Annotated in this window: 13 protein-coding genes; 4 read left to right on the plus strand and 9 right to left on the minus strand. The window is 66.6% G+C overall.

Annotated features, from left to right (window positions below; genetic code table 11):
• Positions 1-34: 34 nt before the first annotated feature.
• Positions 35-676: a LysE family translocator gene (locus tag WS66_RS13810; RefSeq protein WP_059607767.1), complete on the plus strand. Its 642-nt coding sequence runs from the start codon at positions 35-37 to the stop codon at positions 674-676.
• Positions 677-749: 73 nt separating this feature from the next.
• On the opposite strand, the gene WS66_RS13815 is transcribed toward WS66_RS13810, so the two are convergent.
• The gene (locus tag WS66_RS13815; protein WP_059607768.1) at positions 750-2,027 is read right to left on the minus strand and encodes an MFS transporter; all 1,278 of its coding nucleotides are present in this window, start codon (positions 2,025-2,027) and stop codon (positions 750-752) included.
• Between the two features lie 97 nt (positions 2,028-2,124).
• Between WS66_RS13815 and WS66_RS13820 the strand changes: the two genes are divergently transcribed.
• Entirely contained in the window at positions 2,125-3,045 is a 921-nt protein-coding gene (locus WS66_RS13820) for a LysR family transcriptional regulator (RefSeq protein ID WP_059607769.1), read from the plus strand.
• 205 nt (positions 3,046-3,250) lie between these two features.
• A protein-coding gene (locus WS66_RS13825; RefSeq protein ID WP_108064678.1) for an IS3 family transposase occupies positions 3,251-4,473 on the plus strand; the annotation gives its coding sequence in 2 pieces (ribosomal slippage) (positions 3,251-3,616 and positions 3,619-4,473; 1,221 coding nt in all).
• A 91-nt stretch (positions 4,474-4,564) separates the two neighbouring features.
• On the opposite strand, the gene WS66_RS13830 is transcribed toward WS66_RS13825, so the two are convergent.
• The 7 genes from WS66_RS13830 to WS66_RS13860 all read right to left on the minus strand — a co-directional run bounded on the left by WS66_RS13830 (position 4,565) and on the right by WS66_RS13860 (position 12,107).
• A complete protein-coding gene (locus WS66_RS13830) occupies positions 4,565-5,398 on the minus strand; it encodes an OmpW/AlkL family protein (protein WP_059608521.1) in 834 nt (277 codons plus the stop codon).
• Between the two features lie 16 nt (positions 5,399-5,414).
• Complete coding sequence (locus WS66_RS13835; RefSeq protein WP_059608520.1) at positions 5,415-6,656, minus strand: DUF2957 domain-containing protein; 1,242 nt, start codon at positions 6,654-6,656, stop codon at positions 5,415-5,417.
• Between the two features lie 155 nt (positions 6,657-6,811).
• Positions 6,812-8,230 carry a DUF2957 domain-containing protein gene (locus WS66_RS13840; RefSeq protein WP_059608519.1) on the minus strand — a complete coding sequence of 473 codons (1,419 nt, stop codon included), beginning with the start codon at positions 8,228-8,230 and terminating at the stop codon, positions 6,812-6,814.
• A 426-nt stretch (positions 8,231-8,656) separates the two neighbouring features.
• Complete coding sequence (gene argC / locus WS66_RS13845; RefSeq protein WP_059608518.1) at positions 8,657-9,607, minus strand: N-acetyl-gamma-glutamyl-phosphate reductase; 951 nt, start codon at positions 9,605-9,607, stop codon at positions 8,657-8,659.
• A gap of 187 nt (positions 9,608-9,794) precedes the next feature.
• Positions 9,795-10,367 (minus strand): flavodoxin family protein, encoded by a 573-nt coding sequence (locus WS66_RS13850; protein ID WP_059608517.1) that lies wholly within the window; start codon positions 10,365-10,367, stop codon positions 9,795-9,797.
• Positions 10,368-10,596: 229 nt separating this feature from the next.
• Positions 10,597-11,199 (minus strand): YbhB/YbcL family Raf kinase inhibitor-like protein, encoded by a 603-nt coding sequence (locus tag WS66_RS13855; RefSeq protein WP_059608516.1) that lies wholly within the window; start codon positions 11,197-11,199, stop codon positions 10,597-10,599.
• Positions 11,200-11,420: 221 nt separating this feature from the next.
• Entirely contained in the window at positions 11,421-12,107 is a 687-nt protein-coding gene (locus WS66_RS13860) for an orotate phosphoribosyltransferase (protein WP_006752465.1), read from the minus strand.
• Positions 12,108-12,568: 461 nt separating this feature from the next.
• Here WS66_RS13860 and WS66_RS13865 point away from each other — a divergent pair, with 461 nt between their 5' ends.
• Positions 12,569-14,839, plus strand: a complete 2,271-nt coding sequence (locus WS66_RS13865; protein ID WP_059608515.1) for an NADP-dependent malic enzyme — start codon at positions 12,569-12,571, stop codon at positions 14,837-14,839.
• A gap of 138 nt (positions 14,840-14,977) precedes the next feature.
• On the opposite strand, the gene WS66_RS13870 is transcribed toward WS66_RS13865, so the two are convergent.
• The gene (locus WS66_RS13870) at positions 14,978-18,568 is read right to left on the minus strand and encodes an indolepyruvate ferredoxin oxidoreductase family protein (RefSeq protein ID WP_059608514.1); all 3,591 of its coding nucleotides are present in this window, start codon (positions 18,566-18,568) and stop codon (positions 14,978-14,980) included.
• Between the last annotated feature and the right edge of the window lie 235 nt (positions 18,569-18,803).

An 18,803-nucleotide genomic window follows, 5' to 3' on the forward strand; every position in this document is an offset into this window, starting at 1 on the left:
TCGACATTTCGTTTCTCTTTCGGTCGGGGTGGTCATGAACCTGCATACGTGGTGGCTTTTCGTGGCGACGGTGTTCGTCGTGTCGGCGATTCCGGGTCCGAACATGCTGCTCGTGATGACGCACGGCGCGCGGCACGGGCTGCGGCGTTCGGCGTGGACGATGGCCGGCTGTCTCACCGCGCTGGTGCTGATGCTGTCGGTGTCGGCGGCGGGCCTCGGTGCCGTGCTCGAGGCTTGGCCGGCGATGTTCAACACGTTGCGCTTTGCGGGCGCGGCCTACCTGATCTACCTCGGCGTGAAGGCGTGGCGCGCGCGCGTCGACGACGAACAGCCTGCCGCCGACGTCGAAACCGTGTTGCGCCAGGTCGCGTCGGCATCGCGCTCGGCGCTGTTCCGCAACGGTTTCCTGGTCGCAGGCAGCAACCCGAAGGCGATCCTGTTCGCGGCCGCGCTGCTGCCGCAGTTCATCAACGCATCCGAGCCGACACTGCCGCAGTTCGGCATCCTCGTCGTCACGTTCGCGGTGATCGAGGTCAGCTGGTATCTCGTCTACGCGTCGTTCGGCACGCGCATCGGCGCGACGCTGAAGAGCCAGAGCGTCGCGAAGGTCTTCAACCGGCTGACGGGCGGCATCTTCGTCGGCTTCGGCGCGATGATGGCGCTGGTCCGTCACTGAATTAAGCCTGCGCGGTCCGCCGGACGCCCCGCACCTCGTCAGAGGGCGGGGCGTTTTCCTGTCCGGCCCCGCGTCAAGCGCGCGGCCATGCGGCGGCGCCGGCCCGGCGGCTCGCCGACAAGCCGAACACCGCGGCCGCGCCTGCGAACGCGAAGCCGACGCCGCACACGGCGCTCCACCCGCCCCACGCCCATGCGCTGCCCGCGAGCGCCGCGCCGAGCGCCCCGCCGACGAAGAACAACCCGACGAACAGCCCGTTCAGACGCCCGCGCGCGGCCGGATTCAGCAGGTTGATTTCCCGGCGGCCGATCGTCTGGTCGACGATCACGCCCGCGTCGAGCAGCGCCGCGCCGCTGGCCAGCAGCGCCAGCGCGAGCCCGCGGTGCGCGTGCACATCGAAGCCGAGCCAGCCGGCGCCGGCGATGCCGAGCACGGTGAGCGCGGCGAGCATCGTCACGTGCGCGATGCGCTGCGCGGCCGGGCCGTGGCCGCGATCGCCGGCGCGGCCGGCCAACGGCGTGACGATCGCACCGCTTGCGCCGGCGAACGCGAACAGCGCGATTCCGTGCAGGTCGAGGCCGAACGGCGGCTGCGCGAGCCGCAGCCCGACGGCGGTCCAGAACGCGCTGAACGCGGCCATCGCGAGCGCGGCCGACAGCGCATGTCGGCGCAGCACCGGTTCGTCGGCCAGCAGGCGGCCCATCGACGCGAGCAGCGCGCGATAGCCGGCCGTCACCGACGGCACGCGCGGCGGCAGGCGCCGCGCGAGCACCGCCGCGATCGCCGCGTTCGCGAGCGCGGCCAGCGCGTAGAACGCGCGCCAGCCGGCCGTGCCCGCGATCAGGCTGGCGAGTGGCCGCGACAGCAGGATGCCGAGCATCAATCCGCTCATCACGTTGCCGACTGCCCGCCCGCGCTGCGCTTCGGGCGCCATCGACGCGGCCATCGGCACCAGCATCTGGATCACGCTTGACGCGGCGCCCGCGGCCAGCGTCGCGAGCAGGAAGACGGTGCCGGACCGCGTGAACGCCGGCAGCGCGAGCGCGGTCGCGCACGCGACGAGCGTCGCCACGATCAGACGGCGGTTCTCGAGCAGGTCGACGAGCGGCACCAGCAGCACGAGGCCCGCTGCGTACCCGAGCTGCGGCAGCATCGCGACGAGGCCCGTGAGGCCGGGCGGCAGCTGCAGGTCAGCGCTGATCGGGCCGGTCAGCGGCTGCGCGGCGAACAGGTCCATCACGATCACGCCGACCGTCGCGGCGAAGAAGAGCGTCATGCCTGCACTGAGCGCGGGCGGTGCGCCGCGCGCGGGGTGACCGGCGGGCGGGCAGGAATCGGCAGGGCAGTTCATCGAAGGCCTCGGGTCTTGAGCGAAGGAAGTCCCATCGTAGGTGCCCGATGTTTATGCGACAATTGAAATATGTCTAACATGATTATGCGAGTTTGCTTTGAATACGCGTGATCTCCAGGCGTTCGTCGCTGTGGTCGACAGCGGGTCGATGGTCGCCGCCGCCGCGAAGCTCCATCTGACGCAGCCGGGCCTCACGCGACGCGTGCAGAACCTCGAAACGCTGCTGGGCATGCCGCTGCTCGAGCGGCAGAGCAAGCCGCTGAAGCCCACGGCCGCCGGGCGCGACGTCTATGCGCTCGCGCGCAACGTGCTGGGTGCGGTCGACGAATTGATGGCGGCTGGCGCACCCGACAGCGAGCCGTCCGGCGAACTGCGCATCGGCGTGCCGCCGTTCCTGTCCGAGCTGGCGCTCGAGCGGCCGATCGACCAGCTGCGCGACACGTTTCCGCGACTGACGCTGCGCGTGACGGCAGGCTGGTCGCCGGCGCTGGTGCAGGGCATCGAGCGCGGCACGCTCGATGTCGCGACGGTCATGGTGCCGACCAGCGCGGCGCTACCCGACACGCTGACGGCTACGCTGCTCGGCACGCAGCCGACCGTGCTCGTCGCCGCGCGCGACTTCCCGCTGCCGGACGGCCCGCTGTCGCTCGATGTGCTGTCGGGTTTTCCGTGGGTGCTGAGCCAGGACGGCTGCGGGATGCGTTCGGCGCTGAGCCGTGCGCTCGGCGCGGCCGGGCTGCCGTTCGACGTCGCGGTCGAGGCGTTCGGTTCGGAGTTGCAGTTGTCGCTCGTCGCGCGCGGTGCGGGCATCGGGATTGCGTCGCCGAATGCGCTGGCGCGCAGTGCGCATCGCGATGCACTGAGGGTGGTGGAAACGGCGGGGCTGGAGACGCGGATCAACGTGTGGATCGTGCACGGTGCGTTGCCGGGCCGCCTGACACGGCCGGTCGCGCTGCTGCGCGATGCGCTGGGAGCGGTGCTCGACCGGGAGAACGAGAAGGGGTCGGATGCGAACTAGCGCGCTAGAGTGCGCATTCGAGGGAAAATCCTGATTTTCTCTACGGAAATGTTGCAATGCGGAAATCAATTCGCTATAGTTACACCTGTCTCCTCCATGTCTCCTCTGATATGGATTCAGCCCGCCTCTTAGGCGGGCTTTTTTTTGCCCGCTGACCCGTCCTGAAATAGGTTGACACTTTTTCGCCGAAACGAAGAGGTGCCAAATGGAGCAAGGGATCAAGCGGACGCAGCGGGACTACAGCCTGGCTTTTAAACTGTCGGTGGTGGCGCAGGTCGAAAAAGGCGAACTGACGTACAAAGAGGCACAGCGACGCTACGGCATCCAGGGGCGCTCGACCGTGCTGGTATGGTTACGTAAGCACGGCTTGCAGGATTGGGCCGATCCATCCGGCCGTGCGCGATCGGGTTCCACCATGTCAAAGCAAGACTCAAAGCCGCTCACACCGGAGCAGCGCATCAAGGAGTTGGAGACGCAGTTGCGACAGGCGCAGGAGAAAGCCGCGCTATTCGAAGCCGTGGTCGACGTGATGCGCAAGGATTACGGGATCACCGTAAAAAAGCCTTCAGGCAGGTCGTCGCGCAAAAGCGGATCGAAAAGCTGAGCGTCGAGCGGGCCTGCCGATACATGGGTATCAGCCGCCAAGCGTATTACAAGCGATGCCGCAGCGAGGAACACCGTTGCTCGCAGAGCGAGACCGTCACTGCGCTGGTGCGAGACGTGCGGCTTCGCCAGCCGAGGCTGGGCACACGCAAGCTCCATCATCTGCTCGGGCCAGCGTTGGTCGAGCGCGGCATCAAGCTGGGGCGAGATCGGCTGTTCGACGTGCTGCGTGCCGCGCGCCTACTGGTCGTACCGCACCGGGCGTATCACAAGACCACCCATAGCCATCACCGCTTCCGGCGTCATCCGAATCTACTGAAACCCGGGCCGGATCAAATCGTGCCGACCGGCCCCGAACAAGTGTGGGTGGCCGACATCACGTATCTGCCGACGGCTGGCCCGTTTGTGTATTTGAGTCTCGTCACGGATGCGTTCTCGCGCAAGATCGTCGGTCATCACGTTCACGACAGCCTGCAAACCGAGCAGGTCAGTCAGGCGCTCAAGAAGGCGTTGCGCAAGCGCCGGAGCCGGCAGCCGTTGATCCATCACTCCGATCGCGGGGTCCAGTACTGTTCGACCTACTATCAGGACATCCATCGGCATCACGGCCTGCGCTGTTCAATGACGGACGGCTACGACTGCTATCAGAATGCGCTGGCTGAGCGGGTCAACGGCATTCTCAAGGGGGAGTTCCTGTTGCAACGTCCTGCGGACCTTGAACAGGCCGCCAAGATGGTCGAACAGTCGGTACACATCTACAACTATGAACGGCCACATGCCGCGCTGAAATACAAAACGCCCGATGCGGTGCATCGGGCGTTCTAGCGCCTGGATACTGTCAACCTATTCCAGGACTTGACACGCGTTTTTTGCGCGGGCCATCCATTCGTCCTCTGTCCGTCCTCCGTTGTCGGCGTCAGAACTTGTAGGTCATCCCGACATAGCTGATGATCGGGTCGGCCTTCAGGTCCGATTTCGACTCGGCGAGCACCGTGCCGTCGGCCGCCTTGATCGTCACCGTCGACGTCGTCTTCAGCGGGATGTACGTCACCGACGCGATCAGCCCGAAATGCTCCGTCATGTTGTACTGCAGGCCCGCGTTGAACACCGGCTGCCACGACGACGACGCCTTCGCCTCCACCGATGTCGTACCCGGCTTGCCCGCGCCCGCCGCGAGAATCGCGCCGAGGTTGTCCTGCGTCTGCTTGATGAAGTTCGTGTTGAGCTGCAGGTCGCTGAACCAGTTGTACGACACGCCGAGGCCGAGGAACGGCCGGAACTTCGCGGTCGCCTGTCCGAAGTAGTACTGCAGCAGCACGGCCGGGCTCCACTGCCGCACGCTCTTCACGATCGGGTTCACCGACGCCAGCCCGATGTTCTGCGTGCCGAGCGCGCCGGCCGGGCCGGGCGGCTTGATCGTGCCCTGGCCCGACACCTTGAACACCGGCGGCACGCCTGCCACCGACGTGACCGCGATGTGGTCGGTCAGGAAGTGGCTGACCGTCAGGCCGACCGTATCGGCACCGCTCGTACGCAGCCCGGTGCCAGGCGACGTGAACGACGGCGGCAGCCGCAGCGGCGTATTGATCGGCGTCGGCGCGACGTTGGTCGTCATCGGCGTGCTGCTTTGCTGCGGCATCACGTGGAACCAGCCCAGCGTGACGACGTTGCTGCCGGCGCTCTGCGCGTGCGCCGCGAGCGGCGCCAGCGCGGCGGCGCCGGCCGCCGCGCAAAGAAGGGTCTTCTTCATCACGGCTTGCCTCCGCTTACTGGACGAACGCGCCGATCGTGAAATACGGCGTCGAACCCGCGTTGTCGAGGAAACCGAACACGCCACCCGTGAAGATGAACTTGCCGGTCGGCGACGTGCTGCCCGAACCCGTGTGGATCGTCGTGACCGTGCCCGGCACCTTCTGCGTGTAGTCCAGGTCGAGCGCGGTCGCGAGCGATGCCTGCGACGGCTGGAACGGATCGAGCAGCGTGGCCTGGTTGTTGATCAGCGCGGTGGTCCGGTAGTCGAACTGGCTGTCGACGCCGATGTATTCGCCGTTCTGCGAGCCGGCCGCGATCGCGGTCTGCGGCGAGAGGATCGAGATGCTCGATTCGTCGTCGGCGGTCAGGCCCGGCACGCCGTTGCTGTCGGGCGTCGGGTTCGGGTTCGCGACGCCCGTGCGCACGAGGATCGGCACCAGCTGGTTGCGCAGCTTGCCGACGATCATGAAGCCCTTGCCCTGCGGCGTCGCCGACAGCGTCGGCTTCAGCTGGCTCTGGTAGTTGTTGCTCTGGAACGCGCCGCTGCCGTCGGCCGACTGCACGAAGTTCGTGCCCTGCTGCATGCACGCGCCGCCGGCGAACTGGCCGGTCGTGTCGCACTTGGTCCACGTGCCGTCCGCGTTGATCGTCACCTTGGCGTCGATCGACGCCGGCGCGAATTTCTGCGACGGCACTTCGCCGAAGCCGACGTGGCTGTACGTGCCCGCGACCTTCGTGATGTCGGTTTCGATCGACGAGAAGCCGATGAACGGGTAGTACGGGAATTTCGTGTCGGGCACCGCCGCCTGGCCGAGCACGCCGTCGAACTGGATCTCCTTGCCGGGAATCGTGCCGCCCGCCACGCCGAAGCCGACGAAGATGCGCGCCGGACGCGACGCATCGAGGCTCGCGCCATTCAGCCGGAACGCGCACTGGTTCAGCTTGTTGGTCGGCAGCAGCGTTTCCTGCGTGAGCGTGCCGCTGTCGACAGTGCCCGCGCGGGTCGGCGTGACGGTGCCGGTCTTTTGCGGAACCGCCGATTCGACATAGGTGACCTGCCAGGTCATCTTGGTCGTATCGAGCTGGACCTTGGCCAGTTCGCCGCTGCCCGCGCCGCCGGTAAACACGGTGCTGTAGTCGAGCGTCGCGGGGCAGAGCCGGTCTTCGACGAGCGGAGGCGGATTGTCGCTGCCGCCACCGCACGCGGAAAGAAGGGGGGCGGCAAGGGCCGCCGCCAGAACGAGGTTGCGCTTCATGTTGCTCCTCCAGATTTGTCTTGTCAGGCGGCCGGCTCCCTGTCGACCGCTTCTGTTGCTTGTGCTCGTGCTGCCTGCGCCGTGCCGGGCGCCGTCGTTTCGTGCCTTCCCTGCATCCCGCGGCGGCATATCGAGCGCCGCCGCGTCCCCGATCGTTACTTGCTGATCTGTGCGCCCACGCCGAAGTACGGTGTCGACGACGTGCTCGAGTTCGCCGACGTCGACGTGACGCCGCCGTTCACCGTGCCCTGGATGAGCGCCGCGTACAGGCCGCCCGTCGCGATCACCACGCCCGGTGCGGACGGATAGGTCGCGCCGCTTGCCGGCGTCGTCGTCGTGTTGAGCAGGCCAGGCGTTCCCTGGCCGTAGTCGAGCGTGAAGGCGTCTTCCTCTGCCTGCGTGGTCGGGTTGATGAACGACGCGTTGCTGCCGCGGATCAGCGCGGCCGTGTACTTGAAGTTCGAATCGGCGCCCGCGTAGCCGCCGTCGATCGCGCCCGACTGGATCGCGCTCGCCGCGCCGAGCACCGCGATGCCCGATTCGTCGTCGACCTGCGCGTCGGCATGCAGCGGCGGCGTGCCGAGGTTCACGTTGCCCGTGCGCACGACCACCGGCACGGTCGCGCCGTTGAGCTGGCCGATCACCATGTGCGCGGTGGCCGACTTGCCGGTTGCGCCGATCAGCGGCAGCTGCGTTTGCGGCAGGATCTGCGGCGCCTTCGCGCTGTTGAGGTAGCCGCCGGTCGCGTTCACTGTCCATGGATCGCCGGTCGTCTGGCAGCCGCCGGCATTCGTCGACGTGCATGCGCCGTTCGCGTCGAACGTCTCGCTCGAATTCGTGCCCTTCGTCGCGTAGTTGCTCGACGGCACGAGGTGGTAGATCAGCGCGTTGTACGTGCCCGGCAGCTTCGTGAGGTCGGTCGTCGTGTTCGCGAAGCCGAGGAACGGATAGAAGTCGAAGTGGCGGTTCGGCACCTGGCCGACGTTCTGGATCACGCCCGGGATGATCGTCAGCCCGTCGTACTGAACGGTCGCGCCGGGGATGCCGCCGCCGGCCACACCCATGCCGACCAGCAGCATCGGCGGGTTCGCCTGGTTGAAGTCGGCGGCCGTCGAGTAGGTCGAGCCGTTCGGTGCCGTGCCCGAACCCGGCGTGAGCACGAACGCGCAGCGCGTCTGTTCCGCGGTCGGCAGCGTGCCGGTCGGCGGGTGGACGACCTTGCCGGTGATCGTGGTGCCGGCGCGGCTCGGCGTGACCGTGCCGGTCGCGAGCGGAATCGGCGACTCGAGCCACTTGAGCGTGTACGTCATCGCGACCGCGTCGATGTTGACGCTGACGATCTCGCCGCTACCGGCGCCGCCGAGGTACGTGCTCTTGACGATGTCGGCGTCGGCCGGGCACAGCGCGCCGTTTATGGGCTGCGACGGCGGCGGCCCTTGCGTGCCGCAACTCGATCCGGAACATTGGGGTGCTTCGATGGGCGCGGGCGCGCCGCCGTCCCCTCCACCACAGGCAATCAGGAAAGGGGCGATGGCAAAGGCCGTTGCCACCCCCTTCGATAAGGCGTGCGACATGCCGCTGTCTCCAATCGTTTAATTGTGCGAGCTAATGTCGCTGTCTGGATTTTTGCTGTCAATTGATGAACTCGTCTAAAAAAGACGATTGAAACGGCGTGCACGCGATGAATCCTTGCAGGATCGGGATTTCAGTAAGAATTAAAACGCGTGAAGGGTGCTAGAGTGCTGCCGAAGTGGGGTGGCTGCCACGCACGGAGGGCTCTCGAGGCGCTCACGCGTATAACGGCAGCGTTTAAAGCGGCGGTATCCGGTTTATCCCTATTCGGGATTGACTGGAGAAATTGGGGTAATTAATTCATCGGTAATCGCGCAATGGAAAGCTTGTAAATATTTGTAAATGCGCGAATCGGATTTTATTGATTGCCTGATACGGGAAAATAAAAAGCCGGCCATCGGCCGGCTTTGCATCGCATGCAAGCGCAATCAGCGTTTGAGGCCTGCATCCTCGGCGGCGCCGATGTTGAGGTTCATGCACTGGATCGCCGCGCCCGATGCGCCCTTGCCCAGGTTGTCGAGGCGCGCGACCGTGACGAAGCGCTCTTCGTTGCCGAACACGAACAGGTCGACGCGGTTCGTGTCGTTGTTCGCCTGCACGTCGAAGAAGCCGCTGTCGAGGTTCGCATCCGCGTTGAACGGCGCGACGCGCACGAACGGTTCGTCCGCGTAGTACTCGGCGAACACGCGCTGCACGTCCTGCGGCGTCGCGCGCTTCGCGAGCTGTTCGGGCGAGAAGTAGGTCGTCACGGCAAGGCCCTTCAGGAACGGGCCGACGATCGGCGTGAAGATCGGTGCGTGCGCGAGGCCCGTGTGCGCGGCCATTTCCGGCAGGTGCTTGTGCGCAAGCGCGAGCGCGTACGGACGCGGGCTCGCGAGCTTGCCGCCCGGCGCTGCGTTTTCGTATTCGGCGATCATCGACTTGCCGCCGCCGCTGTAGCCGGTGATCGAGTAGCTGTGCGCGGCGAAGGTCGGCGCGACGATGCCGGCGTCCACGAGCGGACGCATCGCGAGCACGAACGCCGATGCATGGCAGCCCGGCACGGCGATGCGCTTCGACGTGCGAATCTTCTCGCGCTGCGCGCGCGTCAGTTCCGGCAGGCCGTACGCCCAGTCGGCGTGCGTGCGGAACGCGGTGCTCGCGTCGATCAACGTCGTGTTCGGGTTCTCGACCAGCGATGCCGATTCGCGCGACGCGACGTCCGGCAGGCACAGGAACGTGACGTCCGATGCGTTGATCAGGCGGCGGCGCTCGTCGACGTCCTTGCGCTTCGCTTCCTCGATGCGCAGGATCTCGATGTCGTTGCGCGCCGACAGGTATTCGAAGATCTTGAGGCCGGTCGTACCTTCCTGGCCGTCGACAAAAACTTTGGTGCTCATTTCGTTCTCGCTGAATGAAACGGGAGCCGCGGCGCCCTGAAACCGCCATTTTAAGACCTCATCCGGCGGGCCTGCACCGCACGGGGCGAAAAAAAGACGGCCCGCGGGCCGTCTTGTACCGCTCTCGCGCGCCTGCGCGGCATTGCTGCGTCACCGGCGGCGCGACCGGGCGTGCGTGCCGCCGCGTTCAGCGGCCGCCGGCCAGCCAGCGGGCGGTCGCCTCGGCGACGCGCCGGCCGAACGCCTTCGCGGTCTCGAGGTCGCCCGGCAGCGGGCCCTCGTCGGGCGTCGCGTCCGCCGGCGACTGCGCGAGCAGGCCCGTGAAGCCGCCGACGTAGTTGATGTCGTTGCGGGTGGCCGCCTTCGAGTTGGCCGGCATCATGCCCGTGCCGACCCACACCATCCCATGCTGCATCGCCAGTGTGACGAAATACTGAATGGTCGAGAACTTGTCGCCGTTCATCGTCGCGGAGTTCGTGAAGCCCGCGGCGATCTTGTCCTTCCATTTCTGCGTGAACCACGGTTTCGACGTGGCATCGGCGAACTGCTTGAATTGCGCGGACGGGCCGCCCATGTAGGTCGGCGCGCCGAAGACGATCGCGTCCGCCGCGTCGAGCGCGGCCCAGCCCGCGTCGTCGAGTTCGCCGACGGCGATCAGGCGTGCGGTGGCGCCGGCGTCCTGCGCGCCTGCGTAGACGGCGTCGGCCAGTTTCTGTGTGTGACCGTAGCCGCTGTGATAGACGATGACGATGTTCGACATGAAGCGTTCTCCGGAAGGGGACGAAACGGCGGGCGTCGCGGCCTGCCGCGTCACGCGCCGCGGTCGGGCGGCGCGGCGGATGCGCGGCGGGATGCCGCGACCGGTGACGCCGAGTCTAGCAAGTCGAAATGACGGGAGAAAAGCGCGCAGGCGAGGCGGGGAAATTCGCGGGCGCGGGCGAGGGAGGCCGGGGACGCGCGCAACGGTGCAGGCGGCGGCGCGTGAGCGCTCACTGTCCGTAAGTGACCGTGAGCCGCGCGGTGCCGATCGTCAGCGTGCCGATCTCGTGCTCGAACATCGGTGCGGGGCGCCCTTGCGCGACGCGCAGGTCCGTGCCCTTCAGCGCATAGACGGTGATGACGTAGCGGTGCGGCTTGCCGGGGGGCGGGCACGGGCCGCCGTAGCCGTCGATCCCGAAGTCGTTGCGCGCCTCGCTCGCGCCGATGCGGCGCAGGAGGCCCGACGCGCTCGCGTCGGCCGGCAGGCTCGTGACGCTTGCCGGGATGCCGGCGACGGCCCAGTGCCACCAGCCGTGCCCCGGCGCATCGGGATCGAAGATCGTGATCGCGTAGCCCTGCGTGCCGGGGGGCGGGTTGCGCCAGCTCAGTTGCGGCGAACGATTGGCGCCCTTGCAGTCGCCGCGGTCGAACACGTTCGCGGCGCCGACGCGGCCGCCGGCCGTCAGGTCGTTGCTCGACACGGTGAACGGGCCTTCCGCCCGCGCGGGCAGGACGGCGAACGCGACGCACGCGGCGGCGCAGGCAAGGGCGGCGATGAACGGCGAAGGACGACCCGGGGACGCAGGCGAAGTGATCCGGCGATCCACACGCATATGGCGCTTCTCCCGTCACGTGGGCCGGACCGATGCTCCCGGCATTGTTGGCGTTGTGCGTTGCCCGCGCAGCTGATGGCGACGATGGATCAAGTCTAGCATTAGGGTTCGATGCGCGATGCGGGCCGGCCCCGATGTGGATCGGTGGACGAAAAAAAAGCCGCTCGCGATCAGGCGAGCGGCTTGTTCGGCCAGGGTGCCGGCTGCGTGCCGGCCCGGCATTACTCCTTCGGAGCCGTCGCGCCGCCGTGCGCGGCCGACCACTCGGCCGGCGCGTGCAGGAACTTCTCGACTTCGTCGAGCGTCTTGGTCTCGAAGTAGCCCGAGGCCTTCGCGACGCGCAGCACGTCCCACCAGGTCGCCAGCGCGTGCAGGTCGACGTCGATGTCCTTCAGGACCGACACGCTTTCCTTGAAGATGTTGTAGTGGAACAGCACGAAGCAGTGATTCACCGTCGCGCCCGCGGTGCGCAGCGCGTTGACGAAGTTGATCTTGCTGCGGCTGTCGGTCGTCAGGTCTTCCACGAGCAGGACGCGCGAGCCTTCTTCCAGATGGCCTTCGATCTGCGCGTTGCGGCCGAAACCCTTCGGCTTCTTGCGAACGTACTGCATCGGCACCATCATCCGGTCCGCGAGCCATGCCGCGAACGGGATGCCGGCCGTCTCGCCGCCCGCCACCGAGTCGATCTGCTCGAAGCCGACGTCGCGCATGATCGTCGTTTCCGCCATTTCCATCAGCGCACGGCGCACGCGCGGATACGAGATCAGCTTGCGGCAGTCGATGTAGACGGGGCTTGCCCAGCCGGACGTGAAGATGAACGGTTTTTCTGCATTGAAGTGCACTGCCTGTACTTCGAGCAGGATTTTGGCGGTCGTATCCGAGATCGACTGACGATCGTAGCCTGTCATGGGCATTCCTTGGGTGATGAGCGAAGAGCGGGCGCGGGCCCCATGGCGCAGCAAGGGGAACCTGCCCGAGGGGCCGGGGCGCGATCGGAGGGCCAATCGCATCGCTGCGCGCGTAGCCGGCTATTTTACCCGATTCAGGCCGGTTTTCGGCGGAATTCGCGCGGGTTCGCCGCTTGGCTCACCACCGGCGAAACAAACGGGGCCGGACCGCTCGCGCGCTGATGCAAAGGATGCGGCGCTGCACCAACATGCGTCATGCGCGGGGTGTACACTAGGCGACCCTTAGAAATCGTTCAGTACTTTGTACTTTCCTCTTGCCACCCGCCAAGGTTCGATGGCGTGCCGACCCGGCGCGCTGCGTGCCGTCTCGCAGTCGACCACCCCTTCGATTCAAGTAGACGCGGCCCAAGGTGCTGTGTACTGAACCGTCAAAAATTTCGCATGTCTCTCGCAGGTCAATCATGGACGAACAACTGAAGCAGGCCGCTCTCGCTTATCACCTGAACCCGAAACCCGGCAAGATTTCGGTCACCCCGACCAAGCCGCTGTCGAACCAGCTCGATCTGTCGCTCGCGTATTCGCCGGGCGTCGCCGCCGCGTGCGAGGCGATCCACGCCGATCCGCTCGACGCGCAGAAGTACACGTCGCGCGGCAACCTCGTCGGCGTCATCACGAACGGCACGGCCGTGCTGGGCCTCGGCAACATCGGCCCGCTGGCCGCGAAGCCGGTGATGGAAGGCAAGGGCTGCCTGTTCAAGAAATTCGCGGGCATCGACGTGTTCGACATCGAACTGTCGGAATCCGACCCCGACAAGCTCGTCGAGGCGATCGCGATGCTCGAGCCGACGCTCGGCGGCATCAACCTCGAGGACATCAAGGCGCCGGAATGCTTCTACATCGAGCAGAAGCTGCGCGAGCGCATGAAGATTCCCGTCTTCCACGACGACCAGCATGGCACCGCGATCATCGCGTCGGCCGCGATCCTGAACGGCCTGAAGGTGGTCGGCAAGAAGTTGTCCGAAGTGAAGCTCGTGTGCTCGGGCGCGGGCGCGGCGGCGATCGCGTGTCTGGACCTGCTGGTGAACCTGGGTCTCACGAAGTCGAACATCCTCGTCGCCGACTCGAAGGGCGTGATCTATGAAGGGCGCGGCAACCTCGACCCGTCGAAGCAGCGCTATGCGGCGGCGACCGACGCGCGCACGCTCGCCGACGCGATCGTCGGCGCTGACGTGTTCCTCGGCTGCTCGAGCGCGGGCGTGCTGAAGCAGGACATGGTCAAGACGATGGGCGACCGCCCGCTGATCCTGGCGCTCGCGAACCCGGAACCGGAAATCCGCCCGGAAGACGCGAAGGCCGTGCGCCCGGACGCGATCGTCGCGACCGGCCGTTCGGACTATCCGAACCAGGTCAACAACGTGCTGTGCTTCCCGTTCATCTTCCGCGGCGCGCTCGACGTCGGCGCGACGACGATCACGGAAGAAATGAAGCTCGCGTGCGTGCGCGCGATCGCCGAGCTGGCCGAGGAGACCGACCAGAGCGAGGAAGTCGCGAAGGCGTATGAAGGCCACTCGCTCGAGTTCGGGCCGGAATACCTGATTCCGAAGCCGTTCGATCCGCGCCTGATCATCAAGATCGCGCCGGCCGTCGCGCAAGCCGCGATGGATTCGGGCGTCGCCACGCGTCCGATCCAGGACATGGACGCATACCGCGAGCAGCTCGGCGCAACCGTCTACCGCACCGGCATGGTGATGCGTCCGGTGTTCGCGACCGCGAAGAAGAAGCAGGCGCGCATCGTGTTCGCCGAGGGCGAGGACGAGCGCGTGCTGCGCGCCGCGCAGTTCGTGCTGCAGGAAAAGATCGCGAAGCCGGTCATCGTCGGCCGTCCGTCGGTCATCGAGATGCGCTTGCAGAAGATCGGCTCGAAGCTCAAGGCCGGCGTCGATTTCGAGATCGTGAATCCGGAAGACGACACGCGTTACCACCGCTACTGGCAGGCCTACCACGAGATCGGCGCGCGCGACGGCGTCACGCCGGAAGTCGCGAAGGCCGCGATGCGCAAGTTCAACACGCTGATCGGCGCAATGCTCGTGCATCTGGGCGACGCGGACGGGATGATCTGCGGGATGATCGATACGTACCACACGCACCTGAAGTTCATCGAGCAGGTGCTGGGCCGCGCGAAGGGCGCCGAGCACTTCGCGGCGATGAACCTGCTGATGCTGCCGGGCCGCAACCTGTTCCTGTGCGACACGTACGTGAACGAACTGCCGAGCGCCGAACAGCTCGCCGACATGACGATCCAGGCGGCCGCCGAGATCGAGCGCTTCGGCATCGTGCCGAAGGCCGCGCTGCTGTCGAACTCGAACTTCGGCAGCGCGCCGTCGGCGTCGTCGCGCCGCATGGCCGAAGCCCGCAAGCTGATCAGCGAGCGTGCGCCGAACCTCGAGGTCGACGGCGAAATGCACGGCGACGCGGCGCTGTCGGAGGCGGTCCGCAAGGCCGCATTCCCGGGCACGACGCTGTCGGGCGAAGCGAACCTGCTGATCATGCCGAACGTCGAAGCGGCGAACATCGCGTACAACCTGCTGAAGATGGTCGGCGGCGAAGGCGTGACGGTCGGCCCGCTCCTGCTCGGCGCGGCGAAGCCGGTCCACATCCTGACGCCGGCCGCGACCGTGCGCCGGATCATCAACATGACAGCAGTGGCCGCCGCGAACGCGAACACGAAGTAAGTTCGCGCCCGCGTGTGCCGCGCATCGCGCGCGGCGCAATGAAAAACGCCACGGAACCTGTGTTCCGTGGCGTTTTTTTTGTAAACCGCCCACCGCGCGGAGGCGGACGTCCCGACCGCGAACGTCCGCCTCGCGCCGTTACGCGACCTGCTGGTGCGACTGCCCACCCGTCGGCGAACGCCACTTCGCGAGCAACGTGTTCCACTTCTGGCGTACCGCGCGCAGGTTGTTCTCCTTCACGTGGCCGTAGCCGCGAATGCCGTCCGGCAGTGCCGCCAGCTCGAGCGCGAGCGGGTGGTTGGCCGCGTTCAGCCTGGCCAGCACTTCGTCGATCAGCGCTTCGTACTCGCCGATCAGTGCGCGCTCGGTGCGGCGCTCCTCGGTGCGGCCGAACGGGTCGAGGCCCGTGCCGCGCAGGAACTTTGCCTTCGCGAGCAACCGGAACGCCGACAGCATCCACGGGCCGTACGCCTTCTTCACGAGATGGCCGTGCGCGTCCGTCTTCGCGAACAGCGGCGGCGCGAGATGGAACTTCAGTTTCCAGTCGCCTTCGAACTGCGACGACAGGCGCGCGAGGAACGCCGGATCGGACTGCAGCCGCGCGACTTCGTATTCATCCTTGTACGCCATCAACTTGAACAGGTTGCGCGCGACCGCTTCGGTCAGTTGCTCCTGCATCGTGTCGCCGTCTGCCAGCGCACGCTCGGCTGCCCGCACCTTGTCGACGAAGGCCGCATAGCGTGCTGCGTATGCGGCGTTCTGGTACGCGGTGAGGAATTCCACGCGCTTCGCGATCAGGGCGTCGACCGCCTTCTTCGTGTGCAACGCGATCACCGTGGCGCCTTGCGCCGGGCGTGCGTCGCCGGCCGCGGCCTGCTTCACGCTCGCGAGGTCGTGGGCGGCGCGGCGGCCCCAGTCGAATGCCGCACGGTTCTTCTCGACCGATACCGCATTCAGCTCGATCGCACGGACGAGCGACGCAAGCGTGAGCGGCAGCCAGCCTTTCTGCCATGCGTAGCCGAGCACGAACGGGTTCGTGTAGATCGCGTCGCCGAGCAGCGCGACTGCGAAGCGGTTCGCGTCGATGAAGTCGACGGCTTCACCCGCCGCCGCGCGGATGTCGTTTTCCGCGGACAGGCCCGGGAACGCCCAGTTCGGATTCTTGATGAACTCGGCGGTCGGCGTCTGCGCACTGTTGACGACCACGCGCGTCGTGTCGTGCCGCATGCGCGACGTGCATTCGTCGCCAGCCGTGACGATCGCGTCGCAGCCGATCACGAGGTCGGCTTCGCCCATCGCGATCCGCGTCGCGTGGATGTCGGTCGGCGCGTGCGAGATCTGCACGTGGCTCATCACGGCGCCGCCCTTCTGCGCGAGGCCCGTGACGTCGAGCACGGTCACGCCCTTGTTCTCCAGGTGCGCGGCCATCCCGAGCAGCGCGCCGATCGTGACGACGCCCGTGCCGCCCACACCCGTGACGAGCACGCCGTAGGCACGGTCGATCGCCGGCAGCGTCGGCTCCGGAATCGGCGGCAGCGCACCGCCGTCCACCGACACGGCCTTGGGCTTCTTCAGCTGGCCGCCTTCGACCGTGACGAAGCTCGGGCAGAAGCCCTTCACGCACGAGAAGTCCTTGTTGCAGCTCGACTGATTGATCTGGCGCTTCGTGCCGAATTCGGTTTCAAGCGGCTCGACCGACAGGCAGTTCGACTGCACCGAGCAGTCGCCGCAGCCTTCGCACACAGCGTCGTTGATCACGACGCGCTTCGCCGGATCCGGATACGTGCCGCGCTTGCGTCGGCGGCGCTTCTCGGTCGCGCAGGTCTGGTCGTAGATCAGGATCGTCGTGCCTTCGATCTCGCGCAGCTCGCGCTGCACGTCGTCGAGCTGGTCGCGGTGATGGATCGTCACGCCTGGTGCTAGGAGCGCCTTCTGACTGTCGTACTTCTCCGGTTCATCGGTGACGATCACGATCTTCTTCGCGCCCTCGGACGCGAGCTGGTGCGTGATCTGCGGCACCGTCAGCACGCCGTCGACCGGCTGGCCGCCCGTCATCGCGACCGCGTCGTTGTAGAGGATCTTGTAGGTGATGTTCGCCTTCGACGAGATCGCCGCGCGCACCGCGAGCAGGCCCGAGTGGAAATAGGTGCCGTCGCCGAGGTTCGCGAATACGTGCTTCTCGTCCGTGAACGGCGCCTGGCCGATCCACGGCACGCCTTCGCCGCCCATCTGGCTGAAGGTGCTCGTGTTGCGGTCCATCCAGACCGTCATGTAGTGGCAGCCGATCCCGGCGATCGCGCGCGAGCCTTCCGGCACGTTGGTCGACGTGTTGTGCGGGCAGCCCGAGCAGAACCACGGCTTGCGCTCGGTCTGCACGTGCGGCTTCGCGAGCGCCATTTCCTTCGCGTTGATCACCGCGAGCCGCGCGGCGATGCGCGCGCGCACGTCGGACGGCAGCTCGAACTTCTCGAGGCGCGTCGCGATCGCCTTCGCGATGATCGCGGGCGACAGTTCGTAGTGCGCGGGCAGCAGCCAGTTGCCCATCGGTACCGACCATTCGCCGCCGGCGCCGTCCTTCTCGTCGAACTTGCCGAACACGCGCGGGCGCTGCGCATCGGGCCAGTTGTACAGTTCTTCCTTGATCGCGTATTCGAGGATCTGGCGCTTTTCCTCGACGACGAGGATTTCGTCGAGGCCGCGCGCGAACGCCTGCGCGCCCTGGGCCTCGAGCGGCCACACGCAGCCGACCTTGTACAGGCGGATGCCGATCCGCGCGCAGGTTGCGTCGTCGAGGCCGAGGTCCGTCAGCGCCTGGCGCACGTCGAGGTACGCCTTGCCGCCCGTCATGATCCCGAAGCGCGCATTCGGCGAGTCGATCTCGATGCGGTCGAGCTTGTTCGCGCGCACGTACGCGAGCGCCGCGTACCACTTGTAGTCGAGCAGCCGCGCTTCCTGGACGAGCGGCGGGTCCGGCCAGCGGATGTTCAGGCCGCCTTCCGGCAGGATGAAGTCGGTCGGCAGCACGATCTCGGTGCGATGGGGGTCGATGTCGACCGATGCCGACGATTCGACCACGTCCGTCACGCACTTGAGCGCGACCCACAGGCCCGAGTAGCGGCTCATCGCCCAGCCGTGCAGGCCGAAGTCGAGATATTCCTGCACATTGGACGGGAACAGCACCGGCAGCCCGCAGGCCTTGAAGATGTGTTCGGACTGGTGAGCGAGCGTCGACGATTTCGCCGCGTGGTCGTCGCCGGCGAGCACCAGCACGCCGCCGTGCTGCGACGAGCCGGCCGAGTTCGCATGCTTGAAGACGTCGCCGGTGCGGTCGACGCCCGGGCCCTTGCCGTACCACATGCCGAACACGCCGTCGTGCTTCGCGCCGGGATACAGGTTCACCTGCTGCGAGCCCCACACGGCGGTGGCGGCGAGATCTTCGTTGAGACCGGGCTGAAAGACGATCTGGTGGGCCGCGAGGTGCTGCTTGGCCTTCCAGAGCGAGAGATCGAGGCCGCCGAGCGGCGAGCCGCGATAACCGGAGATGAAGCCGGCCGTGTTGAGGCCGGCGGCGCGGTCGCGTTCCTGCTGGAGCATCGGCAGGCGCACGAGCGCCTGAATGCCGCTCATGTACGCGCGGCCGCGTTCGAGCGTGTATTTGTCGTCAAGCGTGACGGACTTCAGCGCGGCTTCAAGCGACGCGCGTTGGCCTGCGTCTAGCGGGGCATTCATTGAACTGTCTCCTCCACCCAGTTTGGGATCACCAAAGCTTCAATTGCGTCGACGTCTTGTGAACGTCTCGGCAGTGGCCGGCATATTGGCCGGTTTTAAGCGATGGTAGCACTGGGATAAACCCGTCGCTCACCGGCCGGTTGGCCTCGGCGCATCGACGAAACGGCGCGCCGCAATGCGTTACATCATGTAAAAGCATGTAAAGCCGGTCCCATCTTCGTACAACTGCCGTTAA

This window comes from Burkholderia sp. LA-2-3-30-S1-D2, assembly GCF_001523915.2.
GTDB classification, from domain to species: Bacteria; Pseudomonadota; Gammaproteobacteria; order Burkholderiales; family Burkholderiaceae; genus Burkholderia; species Burkholderia diffusa.